This window comes from Archangium minus, assembly GCF_044360475.1.
Classification (GTDB): Bacteria; Myxococcota; Myxococcia; order Myxococcales; family Myxococcaceae; genus Archangium; species Archangium minus.
Genome location: NZ_CP043494.1, coordinates 9,013,891 through 9,038,109, shown reverse-complemented (window position 1 = coordinate 9,038,109; position 24,219 = coordinate 9,013,891). Strand labels below are relative to the sequence as shown.

The window sequence follows — 24,219 nt, the reverse complement described above, 5'->3', positions numbered from 1 at the left end:
GGGGGCGGATCCGGGGGGCTTGAAGAATTTGACCGCTAGACGACGGCGCAAGGTACGGGATCCTTAGAAGGTGAGCAAGCAACGCCCCTACGTCAGGCTCTTCCGGTAAGGGAACAGGCATGCGTTCGAGCAGTCATTCTTCCGTGACGGACATCGAGGTAGTCGAGGATTTCACGTCCACCGCGAAGTGCGATGAGGGCTTCCTGCGGGTGCGGCGGCTGCGGTGCCAGAACCGGCGGGCCGATGGCACGGCGTCGAAGGTGTACCGGGTGGATGTGGTGGATCGGCCGCGGCTGGACGCGGTGGCGGTGCTGGTGTTTCGGCGCGGTGCGTCGGGGTTGGAGGTGCTGACGCGAATGAACCTGCGGCCGGCGGCGTACTTCCGGCGAGGCAAGGACATGACGGTGCCGGATGGGGCGACGTACCTGCGGGTGGAGGAGATCGTCGCGGGGCTGCTGGAGCCGGAGGACAAGGGCGAGGCGGGGCTGCGGTACCGGGCGGCCGAGGAGGTGCGCGAGGAGGCCGGCTTCGACGTGAAGCCGGAGGAGATCCAGCTGTTGGGGGCGGGCTTCTTCCTGGCGCCGGGCATCCTGTCGGAGAAGGTCTTCCCGGCGGCGGTGGACGTGACGGGCAAGGAGCAGGGGGTGCCCCAGGGGGACGGTTCACCGTTGGAGGAGGGCACGCACCTGCAGTGGAGGCCCATCCGCGAGTTGCTGGCGATGTGCCGGCGCGGGGAGGTTCCGGACGCGAAGACGGAGATCCTCCTTCTGCGGTTGCTCGCCGAGCAGGCGTGATCCAGGCGGGTGTGATTGTCGGGAGCGCGCTGGGCGGGTAGGGTGCCCGGCGCCATGCACGACGCTGCCCCCTCGTCCTCGACGCCGCGGCCGGAGTACTCGCGGGCCTTCCGCTTCCGCCGAGCCCAGAACTGGCTCACGCTCGGAACCATGTACGCGGCCATGTACATGGGCCGCTACAACTTCTCCTTCGCCAACGCGAAGCTGTCGGAGACGTACGGCTGGAACAAGGCGCAGGTGGGCGCGATCATCAGCGCGGCCACCTTCATCTACGGCGTATCCGCCATCTTCAACGGACCGCTGGCGGACCGCATCGGTGGACGCAAGGCGATGCTGGTGGGCGCGGGCGGCGCGGTGGTGTTCAACCTCGCCTTCGGCCTGGGCGCGTACCTGGGGTTCCTGGGCACGGGGCCGTTGCTGCTCGGCTACCTGGCCACGGTCTGGTCGCTGAACATGTACTTCCAGTCCTACTCGGCCCTGGCGCTCATCAAGGTGAACTCGGGCTGGTTCCACATCAGCGAGCGCGGCGTGTTCTCCGCCATCTTCGGCTCGATGATCCAGGGCGGCCGGGCGCTCATCTACTTCATTGGACCGCTGCTGGTGCTGGCGCTGCCTTGGCAGTTCGTCTTCTTCGTGCCCGCGCTGGTGATGACGACGCTGGGGCTGCTCACGTTCCTGTGGGTGCGTGACGCGCCAGACGAGGCGGGCCTGCCCGCGCTGGACACGGCGGATGCCTCCAGTGGGTACACCGGCAAGGTGGACTTCAAGTACGTGGCGAAGGTGGTCTTCACCAACCCCGTCATGATCACCATCGCGGCGGCCGAGTTCTGCACCGGCTTCGTCCGCCACGGCTTCGAGCAATGGTTCCCCCGCTACATGCAGGAGGCGCAGAAGCTGCCGCTCGACAGCCCCATCTTCCAGAAGGGCGCTACGGGTGTGGTGCTCGCGGGCATCGCGGGAGCCTTCGTCGCGGGCTTCCTGTCCGACCTGCTCTTCAAGGCGCGCCGGCCCCCTGTTGCCTTCATTGGCTACGTTCTCCAGGTGGCGTGCATGGCCATCATCTGGAAGGCCCCGAGCGTGAACCTCGTCATCGCCGCCTTCGTGGTGAACTCCTTCTCCATCAGCATCGTTCACTCGATGCTCTCGGGCACCTCGTCCATGGACTTCGGTGGGAAGAAGGCCGCGGCCACGGCAGCGGGCATGTTCGACGGCATGCAGTACGTGGGTGGCTCCGTGGTGGGCGTTGGCATGGGCTGGATGCTGGACCACTTCGGCTGGAGCGCCTGGGGTCCGAGCATGATTGGCTTCTCGGCCGTTGGCGCCGTCCTCATGCTCACCCTGTGGAACGCCCGGCCCAAGGCGCACGCAGCGCAGACGGCTCCGGCGGTTGCGGCTCCAACGAATGTCCCCGTGCAGGAGGGAGAGTCTTCCCGGACGGGCACGCAGGGATAGGGGTTGTCCACAGGTCATCGGCCCCTCCCGTTGGCCCGGGGGTCACTATCCCGTGACAGACTCGTGACCTAAAGTGCGGGTGTGTCCAAGGCCCCCGTCCCCCTGCTGCAGACCCGGCTCGACGTTCACGACCGGAAGCAGTTTGAGATCAAGCTCGAGTACCAGCCCTCCGGGGCGGATGACGAGACGCGTTATCTCGTGGAGACGTACGTCTTCCTGCCGGCGAGCCTGAACATCGACTCGGAGACGTACCCGCGAGCGAACTTCTACGCGGACATCCACAACTACGTGCGCTTCAAGACGCCGGTGATGAGCCTGGCGGAGCTGCTGAGCACGGACAGCGCGCCGCTCGCGCGGTTGGAGGCGGGGCTGCTCACGGGGCTCGTCAGTGAGTCAGAGCTCGTCTATCAGGCGAAGCTCTTGTCCTGTATCTTCCGCGGGGCGCTGCGGCGCTTCGCCAACAGCGTGGACGAGCAGTGCGAGAGCCTGGGGCGGAGCCCGGGTGACGGGGTGTGCGACCGGCTGGAGAGCGAGGCGCGAGCGGCGGCGGACGGGGCGCGCAAGGTGCTGGAGCGCTTCCGCGCGTGGGCGCGCTCGGCCAACCGCTACCGGCTGCAGGAGAAGACGCGCGCCTCCATCCGGCTGGTGGACGAGTACCTGAGCCTCACGGTGGAGCAGTTCTTCCGCAAGGCCGTGGCGGACATGGACGCGCTGCCGCGCTCGGGCGTCTACATCGAGGTGCGCAAGGAGCTGATGGACGAGGTGCTGCGCGAGGAGCAGTACCGCAAGGCGCACCAGCTGCGCTCGGTGATCAGCCCCACCGGTGACAACGAGGAGTACATGCACCGGTTCGGCTTCCTGAAGAAGTTCTGCATGAACATCCTCTTCCTGTCGGCGCGGCGGGCGCAGAAGCGCCAGGGCTGGGAGGAGGTGCTGTTCGCGCTCGCGGCGGGTGTGGCGATGTCCTTCGCCACGGCGGTCGCCTTCTGGGCGCAGGTCCGCTACACGCAGGTGAGCCTCAACTTCTTCCTCATCATGGTGGTGGGCTACATGATGAAGGACCGCATCAAGGAAGGCATGCGGCGCATCTTCAGCCAGGTCGCGTCGCGGCACCTGTACGATCGCACGGCCCGCATCGTGGATCCGGTGACGGAGCGGTGCCTGGGCTCCTGCGAGGAGAAGGTGGACTACGGGCGCGCGGTGCGCGTGCCGGTGGAGGTGGCCGCGTTACGCTCCCGTGACGATTTCATCACCGTGTCCCAGGGCGAGCTGACCGAGACGGTCATCCGCTACCAGAAGCAGGTGGTGCTGGACGTGGAGCTGTTGCCGCGTACCGAGCGCGGGGTGAGCGGCATCACGGACATCATCCGGCTCAACGTGGAGCGCTTCCTGCGCGACATGGACGAGCCCGAGTACGCGCTGGAGTACGTGGACCTGGAGGACTTCTCCGTGGGGCGGGTGCGCGGGGCCAAGAGCTACCAGGTGGACATGGCCTTCCGCTTCATCGTCCACGAGGCGGGACAGGAGCGGGGCTCGTTGCAACTCGTCCGGCTCGTCCTGGACCGCAACGGCATCAAACGGATGCTCCGCCTGTACCCGGAGCAGCCCCACCGCCCCGAGCCCCTGCGCTCGGCGGCCTGATTGGCGGAATTCCGCGCGAGGTGGGGTCCGTGTGCCCTATACAGAGGGCCATGGCTTCGGACCTGAAAACCCGTGTGCGAGAGGGCTGGCAGCGCACACTGCGCGACATCCTGGAGCAGGCCCGCTCGCTGGGCTCCCAGGCGGTGCTCGCGTTCGACCTGGACTCCACCCTCTTCGACAACCGCCCCCGTCAGGCTCGCATCCTCCGGGAGTTCGGCCTGGCCCGGGCGGTGGAGAAGCTGAGCGCAATCGAGCCGCACCACTGGGACAGTGGCTTCGACATGCGGGGCGCCATGCGCAACTGTGGCCTGTCGGAGGAGGAGGTAGAGACTCTCTTCAATGAGGTCCGGACCTTCTGGCTGGAGCGCTTCTTCACCAACGACTACTGCGTGGAGGACGTGGCCATCCAGGGGGGCGCGGCCTTTACCCATGCGGTGGTGGCCACCGGAGCGCACCTGGTCTACGTCACCGGCCGCTACGAGGGCATGCGGGCGGGCACCGTGGAGTGCATGCGCCGCAATGGCCTGGCCGTGCCCGGCGAGGGGCGGGTGAGCCTGCTCATGAAGCCCTCCGAGCAGGACAACGACGACGCCTTCAAGCGCGCCGCCCACGCCCGGTTGGGGGAGATGGGGACGCTCATCGCCGCCTTCGACAACGAGCCCACCCACGCCAACGACTACCTGCGCCGCTTCCCCAAGGCCAAGGTCGTCCACCTTGCGACCGACCATTCAGGTAGGCCGGTGACGCTCCTCGACGAAATCGTTTCCGTGCCGCACTTCTCTCACGAGCCGTGACGCGGTGCGCCCAACAGACGGGATCCAGGCTTTCCCGCCTGTTCGGTGTACGAAACCCCTTGCAGTCCCATGTCCGCGCGCTATGGAGGCGCACGGCGTCTGCCGTTCCCGTCCCCCCGGGGCGGTCTCTCACGTACGGAGGCATTGGCGGTGGCCAGCAAGTACTCGAAGGACCTGCTGTTGACGATGTACCGGAAGATGTACCTCATGCGCCGCTTCGAGGAACGAGCGGGCCAGCAGTACGGTCTCGGGAAGATCGCCGGCTTCTGTCACCTGTACATCGGCCAGGAGGCCGTGGCGGCGGGTGTCGAGGCGGCCATCCGTCCCGATGACTACATGCTCTCGGGTTATCGCGATCACGCCCAGCCGCTGGCGCGTGGCTCGGACGCGGGCATGGTGATGGCGGAGCTCTTCGGCCGCACCGGCGGCTACAGCAAGGGCAAGGGCGGCTCGATGCACATCTTCGACATCGAGAACCACTTCTACGGCGGCTACGGCATCGTCGGCGCGCAGATTGGTCTGGCCGCGGGCATGGCCTTCGCCAGCCGCTACCGCAACGAGGATCGCGTCACCGTGTGCTACTTCGGTGATGCCGCGGCCAACCAGGGCATCTTCCACGAGACGCTGAACATGGCGGCCAAGTGGAAGCTGCCTGTGCTCTACATCTGTGAGAACAACCGTTACGGCATGGGCACGGCCATCGCGCGCGTCGCGGCGGTGCCGGAGATCCACAAGCGCGGCGAGGCCTATGGCATCCGCCACGAGGCCGCGGACGGCATGGACGTGCTGAAGATGTACGAGTCGGTGAAGGACGCGGTCGCGTACATCCGCGCGGGCAACGGCCCGGTGCTGATGGAGGCCAACACCTACCGCTTCCGTGGCCACTCCATGGCGGACCCCGCCACCTACCGCACCAAGCAGGAGGTGGAGGACGAGCGCAAGAACGACCCGATTCCTCGCCTGAAGGACTACACCCTCAAGCAGGGCCTGGCGAAGGAGGAGGAGTTCGACGCCATCGACGAGGAGGTCAAGCAGCAGGTGGACGCGGCGGTGAAGTTCGCCGACGAGTCGCCCGAGCCGAGCCTGGACGAGCTGTGGAAGGACACCATCGTCGAGGAGGGCGAGGAGGATGTGCGCCCCCGCGAGCGCGTGCTGGGCGTGAAGGTGACCAACTGGCCGAAGTACCCGTCGGGCCAGGAGTTGAAGGTGACCTGGGATCTCGAGCCGCGCGAGCAGGCCGAGAAGGCGGACAAGGCGGCGGGTCTCAAGCGCTAGCCCTCTTTCACTGACCACTGACTGATTACGGATTTCGCATTCGGAGCCAACGATGGCCGAGTTGATGTATCGCGAGGCGCTGAATCAGGCGCTCGCCGAGGAGATGGAGCGCGACGCCAACGTGTTCCTCATTGGTGAGGAAGTGGGTCGCTACCAGGGCGCCTTCAAGGTGTCGCAGGGGCTGCTGGACAAGTTCGGAAGCGCGCGCATCATCGACGCGCCCATCTCCGAGCTGGGCTTTGCCGGCCTGGGTGTGGGCGCCGCGATGGTGGGCCTGCGTCCGGTGGTGGAGATGATGACGTGGAACTTCGCCATCCTGGCGATGGACCAGATCGTCAACAACGCGGCGAAGCTGCGGCACATGTCGGGTGGCCAGCTGCGCTGCCCCATCGTGTTCCGCGGTCCGGGCGGCGCGGGCGGTCGGCTCTCCAGCCAGCACAGCCAGGCGCTCGAGGCCAACTACGCGCACTTCCCGGGCCTGAAGGTGATTGCTCCGGCCACGCCGGCGGACGCCAAGGGGCTGCTCAAGGCGGCCATCCGCGATGACAACCCCGTCATGATGTTTGAGGGCGAGCGCCTCTACGCTCTCAAGGGCGAGGTGCCCGAGGGCGAGCACATCGTCCCCATCGGCAAGGCGGACGTGAAGCGCGAGGGCAAGGACGTCAGCATCATCACCTGGTCGCGCATGTACTACTTCTGCGAGGAGGCCGCGAAGCAGCTGGAGGCCGAGGGCATCTCCGCGGAGATCCTCGACCTGCGCACGCTGCGTCCGCTGGACGAGGAGGCCATCCTCGCCACGGTGCGCAAGACGAACCGCGTGATCATCGTGGAGGAGGGCTGGCCGCTGGCCGGTGTCGGCGCGTCGGTGGTGGACATCATCCAGTCCAAGGCCTTCGACGATCTGGACGCCCCGGTGCTGCGCGTGACCGGCCTCGACGTGAACATGTCCTACGCGGCGAATCTGGAGAACGCGATCCAGCCGGACGCTCCGAAGATCATCGCTGCCGTGAAGAAGGTCCTCTACCGCGAGGGAGCCTGAGAACCGTATGGCCACGCCCATCCAGATGCCGGCCCTCTCTCCCACGATGAAGGAGGGCAAGATCGTCAAGTGGCTCAAGAAGGAGGGGGACAAGGTCTCCTCCGGCGAGGCGATCGCCGAGTGTGAGACGGACAAGTCCAACCTCGAGATCGAAGCCTATGACGACGGCTACCTGCTGAAGATCGTTGTGTCCGAGGGGGACATGGCCACCGTCGGCGCGCCCATCGCCATCATCGGCGAGAAGGGCGAGAAGGTGGACGCCGGTGGAGGAGCCAAGGCCGCCGCGCCTGCCGCTCCGAAGGCCGAGGCCCCGAAGGCTGCCGCTCCGGCGCCGGCTCCCGCCGCGCAGCCCGCCGCTCCCGCTGGCGGAGGTGAGGGCATCCCCGTGGTGATGCCCGCGCTCTCCCCGACGATGACGGAGGGCAAGCTCGTCAAGTGGCTGAAGAAGGAGGGGGACAAGGTCTCCTCCGGCCAGGCCATTGCCGAGGTGGAGACGGACAAGTCCAACCTCGAGGTCGAGGCCTACGACGACGGTGTGCTGGCGCGCATCGTGGTCCAGGAAGGCCAGATGGCCAAGGTGGGCGCGCCTATCGCGTTCCTGGCGGGGAAGGGTGGGGCCAAGGCCGCCGCCGCTCCTGCTCAGGCTCCGGCGCCCGCCGCGGCTCCTGCGCCCAAGGCCGCCACGCCTGCTGCGGCTCCTGCGCTGAAGGCGGCTGCTCCCGTCTCCACTCCGGGAGGTCGTCTGCGCGCCAGCCCGCTGGCGAAGCGGATGGCTCGCGAGCGCGGCCTGGATCTCTCCCAGGTCCAAGGCTCTGGTCCGCTCGGTCGCATCGTGAAGAGCGACATCGAGAAGGCGCTCTCCCAGGCGCCCGCTCCGGCCGCTGCGCGCAAGGGTCCTGCTGCTCCGGCGGTGGCTCCGGGCGAGCGTCCCGAGCCCAGGGCGGTGCCCGTCACCACCATGCGCAAGGTCATCAGCCAGCGCATGGCCGAGGTGAAGCCCGGCGTGCCGCACTTCTACCTCTCGGTGGACGTGGAGATGGACGCCGCGCTGAAGATCCGCGAGGAGGCCAAGGCGCTCGAGTCCAAGGTCTCCGTCAACGACATCATCGTGAAGGCGTCGGCCATGGCGCTGCGCCGCTACCCGAAGATCAACGTGGCGCTGCAGGGTGACACCATCCTGCACTTCGAGACGGTGGATGTTGGCATCGCGGTGGCCATCGAGGACGGCCTCATCACCCCCATCATCCGCGACGCGGACAAGAAGGGGCTGTCGGCCATCTCCGCCGAGGCGCGTGACCTGGCCGAGCGGGCTCGCAAGCGAGGCCTCAAGCCGCACGAGTACACGGGTGGCTCGCTGACGGTGTCCAACCTGGGCATGTACGGCATCGACTCGTTCATCGCCGTCATCAACCCGCCCCAGGCGGCCATCCTCGCGGTGGGCTCGGTGTCGGACAAGGTCGTGGTCCGCGACGGGCAGATGGTGGTGCGCAAGCTGATGACGGTGACGCTCTCGGGCGATCACCGCGTCATCGACGGGGCCATCGGCGCCGAGTACCTGCGGGAACTCAAGGCGCTGCTCGAGCACCCGATGCGGCTGCTGTTCTAGTCAGCGCCGTGTTGGCGGGCCGCCTTCCCATGGGCGGCCCGCCCTGGATGTCCTCGGCCCGCTACTCGCGGGTCGGCTCCTTCTCGTCGTGCATCTCGTGCTCCAGCTTGCGCTGGGCCTCGGTGACGCTGGCCTGATCCTCGCGCTTCGTGCCCGTGGGCAGGTCCGTCTCGCGCTCCTCGGAGCGGCCCTTGATGCCGGGCCATGGATCCGGGTGCGTGGCTTGAACGTGCTCGATGCGCTCCGCGTAGTTCGGGTCCTTTTTGTCCGCCATGTCGTCCCTCCTCGACGTGTGGGAGTACCTGGATAGGGTGGGGTCCAGGTGGGAGAAGGCCAATGGGGGCCTCGTCCAAGGGGGCTGCTCCCTTGCTTGCTGGGCGAGGAGTCGAAAAGGATGCGCAAGTCCTTCGTGAGCTGCTTAACCTTGAGCCGATGAACGACGACGACACGAGACGGAGTCGGCTCGAAGAGGGAATCAAGGAGTTGGAAACGCGCATGGGTGGACCTGCACCGCTGGCACAACCCCTCCACAAGGCCCTGCTCGGGGCTGTGTTTCCTCTCTCCACGGAGCAGCTCGTTCTGCTGGCCCGGGAGAACGAGGCTCCCTCCGTCGTCCTTTCCCTGTTGGGCAGCCTGCCTCCGCGAGAGTTCGAGTCTTTGGACGCGGTGCAGCATGCGCTCGAGTCCCAAGTCCAGGAATCCGAGGAGCCGACCGAGCCCTCGCCTGCTCCCATGCCGCAGCGCTGAGCGCCCCTGCCAGGTCGCTCTGCCTCCTGGCGAAGGGGGCGGTTGACGGCAGGCGTGCCGGGGTTTCCGGTGCGTCCAGGGCTTCTCATGGCCTGAAACACGGCCCATCGGGTTTTGCTCGTGACGTGGTATCTCTTGGGTGTGGGCGCAGTGGGTTGGCAGGGCGGGAGTGTGGTGGGTAGGCCTGGCCCGGAGAGGAATTACATGAACCCGTCTGACCTCCCCGCCGTCCTCTATGTCGACGACGACGCGCTCAACCTGAGGGTGTTCGAGGCGAACTTCGGCTCGAAGTTCCGCATCTTTCGCTGCTCGACACCGGCCGAGGCGCTGACGCTGCTGGAGCAGAAGCGCAGTGAAATCGGCGTGATTCTTTCAGACCAGCGCATGCCCGGGATGACGGGCGTGGAGCTGCTGGAGCGCGCGCGCACACTGGCTCCGGACGCCAAGCGCATGCTCGTCACCGCCTACTCGGACATGCAGGCGGTGATCGACGCAGTGAACCGCGGTCAGGTGAGCCGCTACTTCGTCAAGCCGTGGGACCGTGCCGAGGTGCTGGCCGCGCTCGAGGACGGCCTGAAGATCGCCCGACTCGAGCTGCGCATCCGCGAGGTGGAAGGGCGGATGATGAAGGCCGAGCGTCTGGCCACGCTGGGCCAGGTGACTGCCGGTATCGCGCACGAGCTGATGGGCCCGGTGGGTTACCTGTCGCAGAACGTGGCCTCGCTGCGGCGCGATCTGGAGTGCGTGGTGCAGTACGCGTCCAAGCACCTGGCGACAGATCCCTCGCCCGAGGTGGCGAGTGTCCTGGAGGATCTGCCGTCGCTGCTGTCGGACCTGGCCACGGGCGCGGACCACCTGCGCGGGGTGGCGTTGGGCCTGAGGGCGCAGGCGCGCGGCGAGGACATGGAGGTCTCGGCGGATGTGGCCGAGGTGGTGTCCTTCGCGGTGAAGCTGGCGCGCGCCGAGGTGCGCGACCGGGCCCGCATCACCACCATGGGCGAGCCGGTGAAGGTGACGTTCGGCCCGGTGAAGCTGACCCAGGTGCTGCTCAACCTCATCGTCAACGCCGCGCAGGCCATGGAAGGTACGGGCCGGCCGGGACGCATCGAGGTGCGGTGGACGTCGCGGGATCAGGAGGTGCTGCTCACCGTGGCGGACAACGGCTGCGGCATCCCTCAGGAGATTCAGGAGAAGATCTTCCAGCCGCTCTTCACCACCAAGCCGGTGGGCATTGGCACGGGCCTGGGCCTGTCCATCTGCAAGGAGCTGGTGACGCAGGCCGGCGGCGGAGTGCGGCTGTCGTCCAAGGCGGGGGAGGGCACCGAGGTGGAGCTCACCCTCCGGCGACTCCAGCTCCCCTGAGCCCGAAGGCGTTGTGCAGCAGGCGCCACACGCGGAAGAGCGCCTCCTGCTCGCTGGCGCGGATGTGCTCCACCAGCACTTCGCGCCAGTGCTCTCCCTCCGCGCCACCCGGGCGCCACACCACCACCAGCGCGTAACGTCCGGGTGCGCGCTCCACCACCTCCACCGCGGAGACCTCGTCGAAGGGCACCCACTGGACGCGGGTGGCCCCTGGCGCCCACCGCAGTCGCTCGAGCCGTAGACGTTCGGTGGGGAAGTGGAGCACGAAACGGCGCCGGCCGAGCTGTGCCTCCAAGCGCAGCGCGAAGCCCATGAGAGCCGTTGCCAGCGCGCCCAGGGCAATGGGCGAGAGGGGTGTCCGTTCACTGCCTCCGCCTACCAACACCCCCACCACCGCGCCCAGCGTGCACAGGGCCGCCAGCACCACGCAGAGGCTCGGGAGCTGCCGCTGCCAGAATGACGGAGCACGAGACTCACCCAGCAGACGGCCGGGCTCGTACCTCAGCCGTACGTCTCCCAACCGACGCGGGGCGGGATTCTCCTCCAGTGCTTCCGTAAAGCTCGCCACGTTTACAGCATAGGGCTCACGTGGCGTTGCTCGAAGTCCGACGCGAGCTGTGCGATTCTGGAAAGCATGGATCTCCCCTTCGAGACGGATGAGGGCGGCGGGGGTGAGGAGGGTGGGGGAACCCTCGCCTCGACCGTCCTGGTGGTGGACGACGAGCCCGTGGTGCGCGACGTGTGCGCCCGGCTGCTGGCGCGTGAGCCCGATTTGGTGGTGAGCCTGGCCGAGGATGCCGAGGAGGCCCTGGTGCTGCTGCGCTCCCAGCGCTTCGATGTGCTCATCACCGACAAGAACCTCCCAGGCCTGGGTGGCGTGGAGTTGATCGCTGAAGCCCGGGCGCTGCAACCGGCGCTGGAGGCGGTGATGATCACCGGCTACTCCAGCTCGGAGTCAGTCATCGCGGCCTTCGCGGCGGGAGCAAGCGACTACATCCTCAAGCCCTTCGAGGACTTGCGGCTGGTGCGGGCCAAGGTGCGCGCCGCGCTGGAGCGCCGGTCGGAGCGGGTGCGGGGACGCGAGCTGGCGAGGCGTGTGGCCCGCGAGGCGGCCGAGCTGCTGTATGCGGGTGGACAGGCCTCGGACGAGGCGCGCGCACAATTGGAGGCGCAGCTGCGCGCATATGAGCAGGCCAGCAAGGTGGCTCCTGGCGGGCAAGTGGCGGTGGTGGGGAGCCCCGAGGCGCTGAGGACCCTGTTGGAAGAGGGGCTGGAGGCCGTGGCGCTGCCCCCTGACTCGCCAGCGCTGTTGGGCGCGGCCGTGGTGGTGTTGGAGACGGGGGCGCCGCACTGGTGGGAGATCGCCGAGCGACTTCAGTCCGCCTCGCCGGATGTGGTGCTGCTCGCGGGCCCGCACGCGGACCTGGCGGACCTCCTGGACGCCATCACCCTGCGCCTGGAGCTGGTGGGCTTCGGTACCTCGTCGCCGCAGTCGCTGCCGGAGCGGGTGCGCATGCTCCTGATGCGTCGCAGCCTGCAGCGCGCCCAGGCGGGCCTCGCCGCGGCCCTGGCCGTCTTCCGCGAGAGCCTCAAGCAGGGGTAGGGGGGGCAGGGCGCTTCAGCCCGCAAAAGCGAAGCGCCCGCTCCTCAGAGAGAAGCGGGCGCCTCAGTGACCCTGCCGGGATTCGAACCCGAGTTTGTGCCGTGAGAGGGCACCGTCCTAACCGCTAGACGACAGGGCCTTGAAACAGAACACCCACCTTCCCAAGAAGGTGGGTGCCTTTGCTACGAGTGACCCTGCCGGGATTCGAACCCGAGTTTGTGCCGTGAGAGGGCACCGTCCTAACCGCTAGACGACAGGGCCGGCTTGCTACAACCGGGTACAGCGAGCTGGGGAACTAGGATTCGAACCTAGATAAGCAGAGTCAGAGTCTGCTGTCCTGCCGTTAGACGATTCCCCAAGAACTGCTCTGTGACTACCGCAACCGCTTCAGCACTTCAACTGCCTTTTTTCCGAACCGCCGGGCTACCTCGACTTCTTCCCGCCCTTCGGATCCGACTTCTTCGTCGGCTTCGCCGGAGTCGACTTCGCCGGCGCGGGTACTGACTGCAGCGGAACGACGTAGATACGAACTTCGTCGTTCGCCTCATAAATGTTCAACCCCTCGAAGTTCTTCCCCGATGGGTTGACGATGTGGACCGCCTTCACGCCCGGCTGATTAACCACGGACCTTCGAGTGAAGGTGCCTGACGGGTAGACGGCCTTGTAGTACTCCAAAGTCTTCTCAAAGTCCCCTGGCGCCCGATACCTGTTCTCGCCCACCTTCTGCGCGCCATCGGGGATCTGCGCCCCGCTCACCACTTCCGCCGCCGCCACCGACATCCAGAGCGCCGCGACCGCCGCCCCGAACGGGCGCGCCTTATAGGAAAGGCCCTTCAAGCTGTCAAGCGCTCGTGTCATCGGGGTGGAACAATAGGGCCCACAGGCGAAGGTGTCCACCCCAACCTGTGGGCTCCGTTGAATGTCCGCTACGGCCGGTTGAGGGCCGCGTCCAGACGGTGGAGTGTCTCCTCGCGCCCCAGCAGCTCGAGCGTCTCGCCAATGCCCGGGCTCACCGTGCCACCCGTCACGGCCACGCGCACCGGCTGGGCCACCTTGCCCATGCCCACCGACGCTTGCTCGCTCACCTTCTTCACCACCTCATCCAGCGCGGCGGCGCTCCACTGAGGCAGCGCGGCCACCTGCTCGCGGACCTGGGTGAGCAGGGGCTTGGACTCGGCGGTGAGGTGCTTGGCGGCGGCCTTCTCGTCCAGCGTCACGCCGTGCTGGAAGTACTTGAGGGCCATGTCGACCATCTCCTGCAGCGTCTTGGCGCGCTCGCGGAAGGCCATCACCACGCGCTCCAGCCGCGGGTCTCCTGCCTTCAGTTGCACGCCCTTCGCCGCGAGGAACTCCACCAGCCGCTCGGCCACCACCGTGGGAGGCAGCAGCTTGAGCCACTGCTGGTTGAGCCACATCAGCTTGTCCGGGCTCCACACGCCGGAGGTGCTGCCCACGTGGTCGAAGTCGAACCATTCCACCATCTGCTCGCGCGAGATGACCTCGTCGTTGCCGTGGCTCCAGCCCAGGCGGATGACGTAGTTGAGCAGCGCCTCGGGCAGCACGCCGTTGCGCTTGTGCAGCATCACGTCCGCCTCGGGGTGCTTACGCTTGGACAGCTTCTCGCGGTCCGGCCCGAGGATGAGCGGGAAGTGGGCGAACTCGGGCGGCTGCCACCCGAAGGCCTTGTAGAGCATCAGCTGCGGGAAGGTGGAGTTGACGTGCTCCTGCCCGCGACCCACCAGGTTGATGTCCATGGTGTGGTCGTCGATGACGCAGCCGTAGTTGTAGAGGGGGATGCCGTCGGCGCGCATCATCACCCAGTCATCCAGGTCCGAGTACGCCTTGGTGATGGGGCCGAGCACCTTGTCGTTGAACGTCACCTCGCCCTCGCCGTCCGGCATCCGGAAGCGCACCACGGCGGTGCGGCCCTCGGGGATGTCCTTGCGATCGCGGCAGGTGCCCTCGTACTTGTAGGTGCCCGGCTTGCCGGTGGCCTTCTCGACGGCGGCGCGGCGCGCGTCGATCTCCTCGCGGGTGCAGTAGCAGCGGTACGCCTTGCCCTCGGCGATGAGCTGGTCCACGTACTTCTTGTAGAGGTCCAACCGCTGCGTCTGGAAGTAGGGCGCCGCGGAGCCCTCCTTGCCCGGGCCCTCATCCCAGTCAATGCCCAGCCAGGTGAGGCCGTCGAGGATGGCCTTCACGGACTCGGGGGTCGAGCGCTCCTGGTCCGTGTCCTCGATGCGCAGGATGAAGACGCCGCCGTGGCGCTTCGCGTAGAGGTAGTTGAAGAGGGCGGTACGAGCCCCGCCGATGTGGAGGTAGCCAGTCGGAGACGGCGCGAAACGGACGCGAGGTGCAGGTGCCATAGGGAAGAGGCGCGGATAGCAGGAGCGAGCTTGGGTGGTCAACGAGCGGTCGCGAGTCCACTGCCCGCGGCCCGGCGAATGCATTAAACTGCCGCGCACTGAGGGCTCTTGCATGAAACTTCCCAATGCGCTGCGTGCGCTCCTTCCGGCTGTTCTCCTGCTCTGCATGCCCGCGAGCGCCACGTCGATGCTGCGGGCTGATCTGCCGGAGCTCGCCCAGACGGCCGATTCCATTGTCCACGGCACGGTGCGCCGTGTGGAAAGCCGGTGGAGCGGGGATGGACGCCGCATCATCACGGATGTGGAAATTCAGGTCACCGAGGCCCTCAAAGGGCAGGCGAGCAGCACGGTGCTCGTCACCCAGCCCGGTGGGCGGGTGGGTGATATCGGTCAGATGGTGAGCGGCCTCGCGACCTTCTCCCCCGGCGAGGAGGTGGTGCTCTTCCTGGAGCGCCGCGGGCCCCAGGCCTTCCGTGTCTCCGGCATGGCTCAGGGCAAGTACAAGGTTCAGCGCACGGAGGGCGGGACGAGCGCCATGGCCGTGCCGGAGCCCACCGGTGACACGCTCCTGTTGGATCCGGACACGCGGCAGCCCACCCGCTCCTCCCTTCGCACCATGACGTTGTCGGAGCTCAAGGCGTCCATCCGGACCGCGCTCCAGCAGCAGCCTCCCGTTCGCGCCCAGGAGAAGCGGCAGTGATCGTCACCTCGTTGCTGATTTCGCTCGCGCTCGGGCAGGTGGAGCCGACGCCCTACGTTCGCAGCCGCGTGGAGGCGGGTAACACGAGCTCCCAGTGCCTCTTCTGGACGGTGCCCACCATCGCCTGGCAGAACAGCAGCGTGGGCAACCCCAACACCGCCCTGGAAGCGCAGAAGCAGAGCGAGTTCGAGGCCATCCGTCGCTCCTTCCAGAGCTGGCAGCAGCTCTTCGAGTCCTGCGGCAACCTCCGCTTCTCGGAGGGGCCCCTCGTGGACGACCGCAAGGTGGGCTACGAGCTGCGAGGCGATAACAACCGCAACCTCGTCCTCTTTCGCTCCAAGCGCTGCGAGGAGGTGGTGGCCTCCAGCGACGCGTGCTGGGTCGAGGACACCTGCGGTAACGACCACGACTGCTGGGACAGCGACGCGCGCACCATCGCCCTGACGCTCACCACCTACGACGAGAAGTCCGGCATCATCTACGACTCGGACATCCAGCTGAACGCGAGCGGCTTCGTCTTCACCACCGTGAACACTCCGCCGTGCATCCCGCCCGCCAACGGCAGGGACAACTCCTGCGTGTCCACGGACCTGCAGAACACCATGACGCACGAGATCGGCCACCTGATCGGCTTGGATCACGTCCCCCAGGACCCCGGCTCCGTCATGTTCCCGAGGGCTCCTCCGGGCGAGACGTCCAAGCGCAACATCGATGAGGGCTCGCATCAGTTCGTGTGCGAGGCGTACCCGAAGGGCCAGGCCAGCCAGAGCTGCGTCACTCCGAGCTTGGGCTCGAGTGGGAACACGACGGTGCTCGGGAAGCAGGCCGTGGGTTGCTCCAGCTCCGGCGCGGAGGCGTGGTTGCCCGCGATGGTTGGCTGGGCCTTGCTTGCCTGGCGCCGTCGTCGGGGAGGCGCCCGCTCGTGAGGCGCGCTCTTCCGTGGTTCACCCTTTCGGTGCTCGCCCTTGTCGCTCCCGAGGCGGAGGCTCAGACGTACCACCGCACCCTGGTGCCCGGGCGGCCCTTCTGCGTCGTCTGGCCCATCCGTGATTACGTGTACCGGCTGGACTCGGCCGGCTACAGCCGCACGCCTGGAGACTCTGAGATCTCTGCCATTGAGGCCGCGGTGGCATCCTGGCGCGCGGTGTCCCACTCCTGCAGCGACTTCACCTTCACCCGCGGCCCGGACATCCAGAATCCCCAGGTGGGGTACGTGAAGGACAGCGAGGACAATTACAACGTCTTCACGTTCCGCGAGGTGGACTGCAACGACGTCGTCGAGCCGGATGATCCGTGCATCGAGGATGACACCTGTGGCAACAAGTACGCCTGCTGGGAGCATGGTGTCGGCACCATCGGATTGACCACCACCACCTTCAGCTTCCGCACCGGCTACATCCTCGACGCGGACATCGAGTTCAACGCGAGCCGAGAGGGGAAGGGCATCACCTTCACCACCGTCGACTCGCCGCCGTGTGAGGGCGAGCAGACCTCCCACTGCGTCTTCACGGACATCCAGAACACGGCGACCCACGAGTTTGGACACGTGCTGGGGCTGGATCACGTGCCCGAAGTGCCCGGCTCCACCATGGAGCCCACCGCGCAGACGGGAGAGACGCACAAGCGCATCATCGACGCGGGCAGCGCCGCGGGGTTCTGCGACGCCTACCCCCGAGGCCTTCCCCCTACCCAGTGCGGCGAGCGTCCTGACCTCGGCCGCCACTTCCAGGCCGTGTCAACCGGACCAGGCCTGGGATGCGGCGCCGCTCCCGGGTTCCTCTTCCCCTCAGCGGCGCTGTGGGGATTGTTGGCGCTCGGCCGGCGGCGCCAGCGGGCAGGCAAGCGTGGAGCGGCTCCTCGGGCTTTTCGTGATTAGAAGAGAAGGCGCATGGCCATCGCCTTCTTCGATTTGGACAAGACGTTGCTCGCGGTGAACTCGGGCTCTCTCTGGGTCCGCCGCGAGCTGGCCAGGGGTCACATCACCCGGATGCAGGCCCTGCGTGCCAGCATGTGGCTCGCCCGCTACCACCTGGGCTTCGTCGCGATGCAGGACGCGCTGCGGCGCGCCATTACCCACCTCGAGGGCACGGGCGAACAGCACGTGCGGGAGCGCACCGTCCAGTTCTACGAGGAGGTGGTCCGCTCGCAGTTCCGCCCCGGTGCTCTGCGCGCTGTGGAGGAGCACCGCTTGGCGGGAGACAAGCTCGTCCTGCTCACCTCCTCCTCGGGCTACATGTCCGAGCTGGTCGCCCGTGACCTGGGCCTGGACGCGGTGCTCTGCAACCGCTTCGAGGTGGATGCCTCGGGGCTGCACACCGGCCGGCCCCTGGGTGAGGTGTGCTTCGGTGAGGGCAAGCTCTTCTACGCGCGCTCCTACGCCGCGCAGGCCGGTGTCCCGCTGTCCGAGTGCGCCTTCTACACGGACTCGTACTCGGACCTGCCGGTGATGGAGGTGGTGGGCCGCCCCGTGGCCGTCCACCCGGATCGCCGGCTGCGGCGCGAGGCCCTCCGGCGAGGTTGGTCCGTGGTGGATTGGGGCGTGCCGGGCGTCCTCATCGACGACGCGGCGCCACCAGCCGGATGCTGAAGGTGTAGTCCACCGTCACCGGCTTACCCTGCAGGGTGATGGGCTTGTAGGTGCGCGCCTGCAGCGCCTGCACCACCGCCTCGTTCATGTGCGGCAGTCCCTTGATGACGCGGCAGTTCTCCACGCCGCCCTTCTTGGTGATGACGCACTTCACGATCATCGTCCCCTCCACGCGGGCCGCGAGCGCCTCGCGCGTGTAGACGATGTCCTTGCCCTTGACCTCCACCGGCCGCGACATGCCGTCCTGGAAGGGTATGGGGCCCTCTCCGGTGGGCTCCACGTTCTTGGAGAGCGCCAACACCGGCACCGACAGACTGCCCGCGGGCACGGCCTGCGCCGCCGGCGCGGGGGCTGCCGGTTTCTCGGACTCCAGCATCACCGGCGCCGAGATGGAGCCCATGGCCGCGACCGTGGCGGAACCGCCCGCGGAGCCCGAGGCATGCTCCGTCCGGCTCGCGGAGCTCCGGCTGAAGGAGCCTCCGCGCGCACGCTGCAGCTTCTGGGCGAACACCACCTCGCCCGAGCCGCCCGTGATGACCGTCTCCTGCTGGTAGCCGTCGAGCGCGAAGGTGAACTCGGCCGTGACGGTGTCCTGGCCCTTCTCCTTGGGGATCTCCAGCAGCAGCGGCGTCGTGCCGCGCTCCTCTCCCTTGTAGATGACGCGCGCGCCCGTGGGCTGGCTCATCAGTCGGAAGCGCACCACCTGGTCCGCCGCGGGCTTCTCCGCGGGCGCCACCTGGGCAGCCGGGGCCACCGTCTCCGTCTTGGGCGCCGAGGAGGAGAAGACTCCCGAGGACAGCAGGATGCCGCCGGTGATGGCTACGGCGATGGTGCTGCCCACCAGACCGCCGAGCAGCAGCGTGCGCCGGCGCGCGCTCTTCATGTCGGGGGGCACCACCACGCTGATGTCCACCGCGAGCGTGTTGTTCTCCCCCTGGGCGTCTCCGGTGATGCCGGCGAAGAGCGGCGTCTTGTGCGGCCCCGTGGTGTTCTGCCCACCCGGACGCTTGAAGATGCCGCTGTGGCCGCCCGCCGCCATGCTGGCTTCGCGCATCGCGTCCAGCAGCTCGTCCATCGTCTGGTAGCGGCGCGCTGGATCCTTCTCCAGGCTCTTGCGCACCAGCGACTCGATCTCCGGAGGAATGGAGATGTCCGGCCGCACCGAGCTGAACGCGGGCGGCAGCTCCTTGTGGTGGGCGAAGATGAGCTCGATGTGGTCCTTCGACACGAACGGCGGCCGCCCCACCAGCATCTGGTAGAGCACCACGCCCAGCGAATACACGTCGCTGCGCACGTCCGCCTCGTTGCGCGCCTGCTCCGGGGCCATGTACGCCGGCGAGCCCAGGAAGGTGCCGCTCTGGGTGATCTCCGGGTTGGGAGTGCCCTCCGAGGCGGAGATGGACTTCACCAGTCCGAAATCCAGCACCTTCACGAGGTCCTGATCGGCCTCGTTGAGCAGCATGATGTTGGCCGGCTTGAGATCTCTGTGGACGATGCCCTGGTTGTGGGCCTCTCGCAGCGAGCGGCAGATCTGCTGGGCGATGTTGAGCGCGCGCGCCCAGGGTAGCGGCCCCGACTCCGCCACGACCTGGCCGAGGGTGCGCCCCTCCAGGTACTCCATGGCGATGTAGTAGATGCCGTCGTCCGTCTGCCCGTAGTCAATCACCGTGACGGTGTTGGGGTGGCGGAGCTTGGAGGAGAGCGAGGCCTCGCGCAGGAAGCGCTTCTGGAAGCCCGGGTCCTTGCTGGTGGGGAAGTTGGGGTTGAGCACCTTGAGGGCAACCACCCGATCCAGGGGGGTCTGCTGGGCTCGGTACACCCGACCCATACCTCCGACGCCGATCGGCTCGAGGATGCTGAAGCGGCCGTTGAGCGTCCGCCCGATGAGAGGATCCGAGCCGCTGTCGCTCGGACCCTGCGAGTCGCCGGTGACCATGTCTATTCTGCTCCCCCGGTCAATGCCTGGGTGGGAACCATCCGCACGGGGTCCCATGAAACCACATCTCCCGGAAACACGCGACTTGGGAGATCGGCGCCTGCCCGGCACCTGTCCGCCGTCTGTCCGCCCAACTCCACTGCGTGCTGGGGGAGCAGCCGGATGTGCCGCCCGCATTGACGGGTCCCGCAATGTCGGACTACCGTCCAATGCTCCCGCGCATGTGTTCTAGCGGGCTCGCGATGGTCGATTCCCCTTCGATGACGGCTGAAGCCCAGGCGAAGCGCGCGTCAGTACAGAAACGCCTGGCGTTGCTGGAAGAGGAGATCGTCCGGCTACGTCGGGAACTGGCCACGCTCGGCGTGGATCAGCGACTGCCCGGTCTCTACCTCACGGTGGAGGTGGCCGGCTCCACCGCCCTGTTGCCCGTGGAGGCGGTGATGGAGGTGGTCCGGCTGGTGGCCATTGAGCCGCTACCGGCTGCGCTCCCCCATGTGCGGGGCACCATGCTCTACCGGGGTACACCCGCGGTGGTGGTGGATTTGTCCGCGATGCTGGGGGTGCAGCGGGAGCCGGACCTGGACGCACACCTGGTCATCTGTGGGGGCGCACGCACCGTGGCGGTGCTGGTAGATCGGGTGAGAGATCTCGTCGAGTCCCCGGTGCTGGTGGAGGGCTCCATTTCGGGCGACGACTCCAACCCCTGGGACCGGACGGGGTTGATGGCGGGCTTGTGCCGCACCCCCGAGGGCATCCGTCCTCTGATCAAGGCCTCGGCCATCCTGTCCGTTCCGGAGGGGGCGTGAAGGAGCGGGTGCGCGTGGAGCGCCTCGACGAGGCGACGCTGGGCGGGTTGGAATCCGTCCTGCGTGCCGCGTGCGGCATGGTGCTGGCGCCCAGCGTGCGCCGCTCCCTGGGCACCGCCCTCTCGCGCGCGGCTGAATCCCAGGGGGTGCCCACCCCCGAATTCCTCCAGCGGTTGCTGGCACGCGACACCGCCGCCGTCGAGTCCTTCATCGGCTACGCCGTCATCGGCGAGACGTACTTCTTCCGTCATCCGGAGCAGCTGCGCGAGCTGGGGCGCCTGGCCTCCACCCGCTTCGGGCCCTTCCTGGTGTGGAGTGCGGGTTGTGCGAGTGGGGAAGAGCCCTACAGCATCGCCATGTCTCTGCTGGCAGCCGGCGTCGCCCCCGACTACATCCGAGTGGTGGGCACGGACGTGTCGGGTCGCGCCCTGGAGAAGGCACGGTTGACCACGTACTCCCCCTGGTCCGTGCGGCGCATGGAGCCGGAGCTGGAGCGGCGTTTCCTCACCCTCAAGCCGGAGTCCGTCACCGTTCCTCCTGAGGTGCGCGCCCGGGTGGAGTTCCGGCGCCATAACCTGGTGACGGACCCGCCGCCTGTGTCCGGCGCGCAGGCTGTCTTCTGCCGGAACGTCCTCATCTACTTCCCGCCCGAGGTCATCCCCGGGGTGATGGAGCGGCTCGTCCTGGCGCTCGCGCCGGGGGGGTGGCTCTTCCTCGCGCCCGCGGAGCTGCCTTTCGCCAAGGGCATGGGGCTGGAGGAGCGGGAGGTGGAGGGGCTCCCCGTGTTGCGGAAGCCACTCCCCGGAGAGAGGGTCCCTGAGCGCGTCTCCGTGCGGACGTCTCGTGCCGGGCCCATTCGGGCCGTCGCTCGGGCACCGAGCCCGCTGCGCAGGGTGCAGTCTCCCGCCAGAGAGCTGCCAGCGACGTCCGCTTCGGCGCCCTCGAGCACGCCGGCTCCACAGTCCATCGCCCCGCCGGAGACGCCGTCCGTCCGGGCAGCCCAGGCCTCGCCCCTTCCTGCGTCTACCCCTTCGCCCACTGGGCCCTCGGTGCCCGACATGGTGGAACAGGCGCGATCCGCGGCTCGAGCTGGGCAGTTCGACCTGGCTGAGGAGCTCGCTCGCCTGGCCGCGCGCGAGCTGTCGCCTGAGGCCTACCTGCTCCTCGCCATGGTGTCCGAAGGGCGGGGGGACGTGCAGGGAGCCGTGGCCGCGGTGCGTAAGGCGCTCTATCTGGAGCCTCAATTGGCCATTGGTCATGCCATGCTCGTGGCGCTGTATGGCCGGCTGGGCCAGCCTGAGGAGGCGGAGCGAGCTCGGCGCAACGCACTTCGGGCGCTGGAAGGTTTGGACGACGAGCACGTGCTGCGCGGTGTGGAGACGATGACGGTGGGCGGTCTGCGGAGTGCGCTCGTGCCGGGAGTGAAGATGGGAAAGTCGGGTGCGCGATGAACAGCGCTCGTCGGAGTTGGGAGGTCCTGTGGAAGCCCATGGCATGAGCCCGCCCACCATCCAAAGGCTGGACATGCGTCGGCTCAGCCTGCGGACGAAGATGGTGGCCATCACCGGCGTGTCGGGTGCGCTCGTCACGGGCATCCTCGTGGCCGCTTTCTCGCTGCAGATGCGTAACTCGCTGAAGGAGGAGTTTGCCAAGCGAGCCGCGGCGGCGAGCCACGAGCTGGCCCACCACCTGGCCATCGCCACCTGGTCCCGGGACGAGGAGGGGCTGCGGCTCGCCACCGCCGCCACCCTTCGCAACAACCCGGATGTGGCGTACGTGGTGGTGCGAGACCGCCAGGGAGACATCCTGGGCCATGCCACGGTGCCGCGCTTGGTGAGCCCGGCCTTGCTGCCCGCAATGTCTCCGCAGGCCAGCCGTCGCGAGCTCTACGTGGGCGGCCGGCCGGTGCTGGAGACATCCGCTCCCGTCCTCTTCGAGCCGCGGGGCCCCCGGAGCGATGGGATGCCGTCCCAGGCGCAAGTGGGCTCGGTGCAGGTGGGCCTGGAGCTGGATGTCCTCAACGGGGCCGTGTCCCGCATGGCCCTGCGCGGGTTGGGCCTGGGTCTGCTGGCACTCGCCGGCTGCCTCGTGGTGGTGGCCGCGCTGTGCCGCATCCTCATCATCCCCCTGGAGCGTCTGGCACGTGCGGCGGCCGGAATGGCCGCGGGAGACCTGAGGCAACAGATCGACGCCAGCAGCACCGACGAGGTGGGCGACCTGGCGCGCAGCTTCTCCACCATGGCGGAGATGCTGACGAACCTGCTCAAGGACCTGCGCAGCGCAGCGGCGGACATGGAGCGCGAGGCCACCAACGTGCTGGCCACCTCCTCGCAGCAGTCCGCCATGGCCAACGAGCAGGCCTCCGCCATCCACGAGACGGGCGCCACGGTGGCGGAGATCGCCCAGACGTCCAAGCAGGCCACCTCCTTCGCGGACACTGTTATCGGCGGCACCAGCCGCTCGGACGCCCTGGGCTCCGAGGGCCAGAAGGTCGTCGACGAGAGCGTGGCCGCCATGGAGAAGCTCAGCGAGCAGGTGAAGGCCATCGCCTTGGCCATCACGGACCTCAACGAGCAGACGCTGCAGATCGGCGACATCATCACCACGGTGAAGGATGTGGCCGAGCAGTCCAACCTGCTGGCGCTCAACGCCTCCATCGAGGCGGCCAAGGCGGGCGATCAAGGCCGCGGCTTCGCGGTGGTGGCCATGGAGATGCGCACGCTGGCCGAGCAGTCAAAGATGGCCGCCAACCAGGTGCGCGCGCTGCTGGGCGAGGTGCAGAAGGGAACCCGAGCGGCCGTGTCGGCCACCGAGGAGGGCAGCCGCCGAGCCCTGGCCGCCATGGCGCTGGCCCAGAGCGCGGGCGCCGCCATCAAGGGACTGTCCGACGTCATCCGGGACTCCTCGTCGGCGGCTCGGCAGATCGCCGGCAACACCCGTCAGCAGACCATCGGCGTGGAGCAGATTGCCGCGGCGATGAACGAGCTGACCATCGCCATGCAGGACAACGTGGAGGGGACCAAGCGCATCGAGCAGGTCGCAGGCAACCTCTCCAATCTTTCCAAGCGCTTCTCCGACCTCGTCGGGAAGTACCAGCTATGACCGGGGGCGTGTTCGTGGAGGAATGGGCCGTATGAAGGTTCTGATCGTCGAGGACACGAAGACCATCACCAACCTCATCCAGGTGTACCTGATGGGGTGGGGGCTGGAGTTCTTCGAGGCGAGCAACGGAGTGCAGGGCCTGGCGCGCGCCCGGGAGATCAAGCCGGATCTGATCATCTCGGACGTGCAGATGCCGGAGATGGACGGGTTCGCGCTGTGCGCGGCGGTGCGCGCCGATCCCATCCTCTTCGCCACGCCCTTCGTGATGCTGACGTCGCTCAAGGACGACGCGAGCCGGCAGCGCGGTCGGCTGGTGGGTGCGAGCGCGTTCCTCAACAAGCCCGTGGCGGTGGATGATCTGCGCGAGAAGGTGCGCAGCATCCTCAAGCTTCCCGCCACCAAGCACTAA

The 24,219-nt window shown here is 67.7% G+C and carries 23 protein-coding genes and 3 tRNA genes; 18 read left to right on the top strand and 8 right to left on the bottom strand.

The window, feature by feature from the left end; genetic code table 11:
- The first annotated feature begins 119 nt into the window (after positions 1-119).
- The 7 genes from F0U60_RS36710 to F0U60_RS36680 all read left to right on the top strand — a co-directional run bounded on the left by F0U60_RS36710 (position 120) and on the right by F0U60_RS36680 (position 8,601).
- A complete protein-coding gene (locus F0U60_RS36710) occupies positions 120-794 on the top strand; it encodes an NUDIX hydrolase (RefSeq protein WP_395806708.1) in 675 nt (224 codons plus the stop codon).
- A 54-nt stretch (positions 795-848) separates the two neighbouring features.
- Positions 849-2,246, top strand: a complete 1,398-nt coding sequence (locus F0U60_RS36705) for an MFS transporter (protein ID WP_395806707.1) — start codon at positions 849-851, stop codon at positions 2,244-2,246.
- 81 nt (positions 2,247-2,327) lie between these two features.
- Positions 2,328-3,887 carry a hypothetical protein gene (locus F0U60_RS36700; RefSeq protein ID WP_395806706.1) on the top strand — a complete coding sequence of 520 codons (1,560 nt, stop codon included), beginning with the start codon at positions 2,328-2,330 and terminating at the stop codon, positions 3,885-3,887.
- 50 nt (positions 3,888-3,937) lie between these two features.
- Entirely contained in the window at positions 3,938-4,681 is a 744-nt protein-coding gene (locus tag F0U60_RS36695) for a hypothetical protein (RefSeq protein WP_395806705.1), read from the top strand.
- 150 nt (positions 4,682-4,831) lie between these two features.
- Positions 4,832-5,956, top strand: a complete 1,125-nt coding sequence (gene pdhA / locus F0U60_RS36690; RefSeq protein WP_395825616.1) for a pyruvate dehydrogenase (acetyl-transferring) E1 component subunit alpha — start codon at positions 4,832-4,834, stop codon at positions 5,954-5,956.
- A gap of 52 nt (positions 5,957-6,008) precedes the next feature.
- Complete coding sequence (locus tag F0U60_RS36685; protein ID WP_395806704.1) at positions 6,009-6,995, top strand: pyruvate dehydrogenase complex E1 component subunit beta; 987 nt, start codon at positions 6,009-6,011, stop codon at positions 6,993-6,995.
- Between the two features lie 7 nt (positions 6,996-7,002).
- Entirely contained in the window at positions 7,003-8,601 is a 1,599-nt protein-coding gene (locus F0U60_RS36680) for a pyruvate dehydrogenase complex dihydrolipoamide acetyltransferase (RefSeq protein ID WP_395806703.1), read from the top strand.
- Positions 8,602-8,662: 61 nt separating this feature from the next.
- On the opposite strand, the gene F0U60_RS36675 is transcribed toward F0U60_RS36680, so the two are convergent.
- Positions 8,663-8,875, bottom strand: a complete 213-nt coding sequence (locus F0U60_RS36675; protein ID WP_395806702.1) for a hypothetical protein — start codon at positions 8,873-8,875, stop codon at positions 8,663-8,665.
- A 221-nt stretch (positions 8,876-9,096) separates the two neighbouring features.
- On the opposite strand from F0U60_RS36675, the gene F0U60_RS36670 reads away from it, so the two are divergent.
- The gene (locus tag F0U60_RS36670; RefSeq protein ID WP_395806701.1) at positions 9,097-9,348 is read left to right on the top strand and encodes a DUF2795 domain-containing protein; all 252 of its coding nucleotides are present in this window, start codon (positions 9,097-9,099) and stop codon (positions 9,346-9,348) included.
- A 204-nt stretch (positions 9,349-9,552) separates the two neighbouring features.
- Positions 9,553-10,710 (top strand): sensor histidine kinase, encoded by a 1,158-nt coding sequence (locus F0U60_RS36665; RefSeq protein WP_395806700.1) that lies wholly within the window; start codon positions 9,553-9,555, stop codon positions 10,708-10,710.
- Here the strand turns inward: F0U60_RS36665 and F0U60_RS36660 are convergent.
- The gene (locus tag F0U60_RS36660) at positions 10,682-11,278 is read right to left on the bottom strand and encodes a hypothetical protein (protein WP_395806699.1); all 597 of its coding nucleotides are present in this window, start codon (positions 11,276-11,278) and stop codon (positions 10,682-10,684) included. The two genes, F0U60_RS36665 and F0U60_RS36660, sit on opposite strands and share 29 nt — an antisense overlap.
- Positions 11,279-11,344: 66 nt before the next feature.
- Here F0U60_RS36660 and F0U60_RS36655 point away from each other — a divergent pair, with 66 nt between their 5' ends.
- Positions 11,345-12,313 (top strand): response regulator, encoded by a 969-nt coding sequence (locus F0U60_RS36655; RefSeq protein WP_395806698.1) that lies wholly within the window; start codon positions 11,345-11,347, stop codon positions 12,311-12,313.
- A 67-nt stretch (positions 12,314-12,380) separates the two neighbouring features.
- Here the strand turns inward: F0U60_RS36655 and F0U60_RS36650 are convergent.
- From F0U60_RS36650 to gltX, 5 genes are all read right to left on the bottom strand, one after another.
- Positions 12,381-12,452, bottom strand: a tRNA-Glu gene (locus F0U60_RS36650).
- Positions 12,453-12,502: 50 nt separating this feature from the next.
- Positions 12,503-12,574: transfer RNA gene (locus tag F0U60_RS36645), tRNA-Glu, on the bottom strand.
- Positions 12,575-12,600: 26 nt separating this feature from the next.
- A tRNA-Gln gene (locus tag F0U60_RS36640) sits at positions 12,601-12,671 on the bottom strand.
- 65 nt (positions 12,672-12,736) lie between these two features.
- Positions 12,737-13,171: a hypothetical protein gene (locus tag F0U60_RS36635; RefSeq protein WP_395806697.1), complete on the bottom strand. Its 435-nt coding sequence runs from the start codon at positions 13,169-13,171 to the stop codon at positions 12,737-12,739.
- A 68-nt stretch (positions 13,172-13,239) separates the two neighbouring features.
- Complete coding sequence (gltX, locus tag F0U60_RS36630; RefSeq protein ID WP_395806696.1) at positions 13,240-14,679, bottom strand: glutamate--tRNA ligase; 1,440 nt, start codon at positions 14,677-14,679, stop codon at positions 13,240-13,242.
- A gap of 112 nt (positions 14,680-14,791) precedes the next feature.
- Between gltX and F0U60_RS36625 the strand changes: the two genes are divergently transcribed.
- From F0U60_RS36625 to F0U60_RS36610, 4 genes are read left to right on the top strand one after another with little or no spacing between them, the layout of a single operon-like run.
- Complete coding sequence (locus F0U60_RS36625; protein ID WP_395806695.1) at positions 14,792-15,379, top strand: hypothetical protein; 588 nt, start codon at positions 14,792-14,794, stop codon at positions 15,377-15,379.
- On the top strand, positions 15,376-16,305 hold the full coding sequence (locus F0U60_RS36620; RefSeq protein WP_395806694.1) for a myxosortase-dependent metalloprotease, MXAN_2677/MXAN_2678 family: 930 nt from the start codon (positions 15,376-15,378) through the stop codon (positions 16,303-16,305). Before F0U60_RS36625 ends, F0U60_RS36620 begins: the two co-directional genes overlap by 4 nt.
- Entirely contained in the window at positions 16,302-17,255 is a 954-nt protein-coding gene (locus tag F0U60_RS36615; protein ID WP_395806693.1) for a myxosortase-dependent metalloprotease, MXAN_2677/MXAN_2678 family, read from the top strand. The genes F0U60_RS36620 and F0U60_RS36615 overlap by 4 nt, the downstream gene beginning before the upstream one ends.
- A 12-nt stretch (positions 17,256-17,267) precedes the next feature.
- Positions 17,268-17,966 carry an HAD family hydrolase gene (locus tag F0U60_RS36610; protein ID WP_395806692.1) on the top strand — a complete coding sequence of 233 codons (699 nt, stop codon included), beginning with the start codon at positions 17,268-17,270 and terminating at the stop codon, positions 17,964-17,966.
- Here F0U60_RS36610 and F0U60_RS36605 read toward each other — a convergent pair.
- Entirely contained in the window at positions 17,932-19,902 is a 1,971-nt protein-coding gene (locus tag F0U60_RS36605; protein ID WP_395806691.1) for a TonB family protein, read from the bottom strand. The two genes, F0U60_RS36610 and F0U60_RS36605, sit on opposite strands and share 35 nt — an antisense overlap.
- A gap of 242 nt (positions 19,903-20,144) precedes the next feature.
- Between F0U60_RS36605 and F0U60_RS36600 the strand changes: the two genes are divergently transcribed.
- Genes F0U60_RS36600 through F0U60_RS36585 form a run of 4 tightly spaced genes read left to right on the top strand, consistent with a single transcriptional unit; the run spans position 20,145 to position 24,219 of the window.
- The gene (locus F0U60_RS36600; protein ID WP_395806690.1) at positions 20,145-20,708 is read left to right on the top strand and encodes a chemotaxis protein CheW; all 564 of its coding nucleotides are present in this window, start codon (positions 20,145-20,147) and stop codon (positions 20,706-20,708) included.
- Complete coding sequence (locus F0U60_RS36595) at positions 20,705-22,159, top strand: CheR family methyltransferase (protein WP_395806689.1); 1,455 nt, start codon at positions 20,705-20,707, stop codon at positions 22,157-22,159. Before F0U60_RS36600 ends, F0U60_RS36595 begins: the two co-directional genes overlap by 4 nt.
- A 43-nt stretch (positions 22,160-22,202) precedes the next feature.
- Complete coding sequence (locus F0U60_RS36590; protein WP_395806688.1) at positions 22,203-23,810, top strand: methyl-accepting chemotaxis protein; 1,608 nt, start codon at positions 22,203-22,205, stop codon at positions 23,808-23,810.
- A gap of 31 nt (positions 23,811-23,841) precedes the next feature.
- The gene (locus F0U60_RS36585; protein WP_203406373.1) at positions 23,842-24,219 is read left to right on the top strand and encodes a response regulator; all 378 of its coding nucleotides are present in this window, start codon (positions 23,842-23,844) and stop codon (positions 24,217-24,219) included.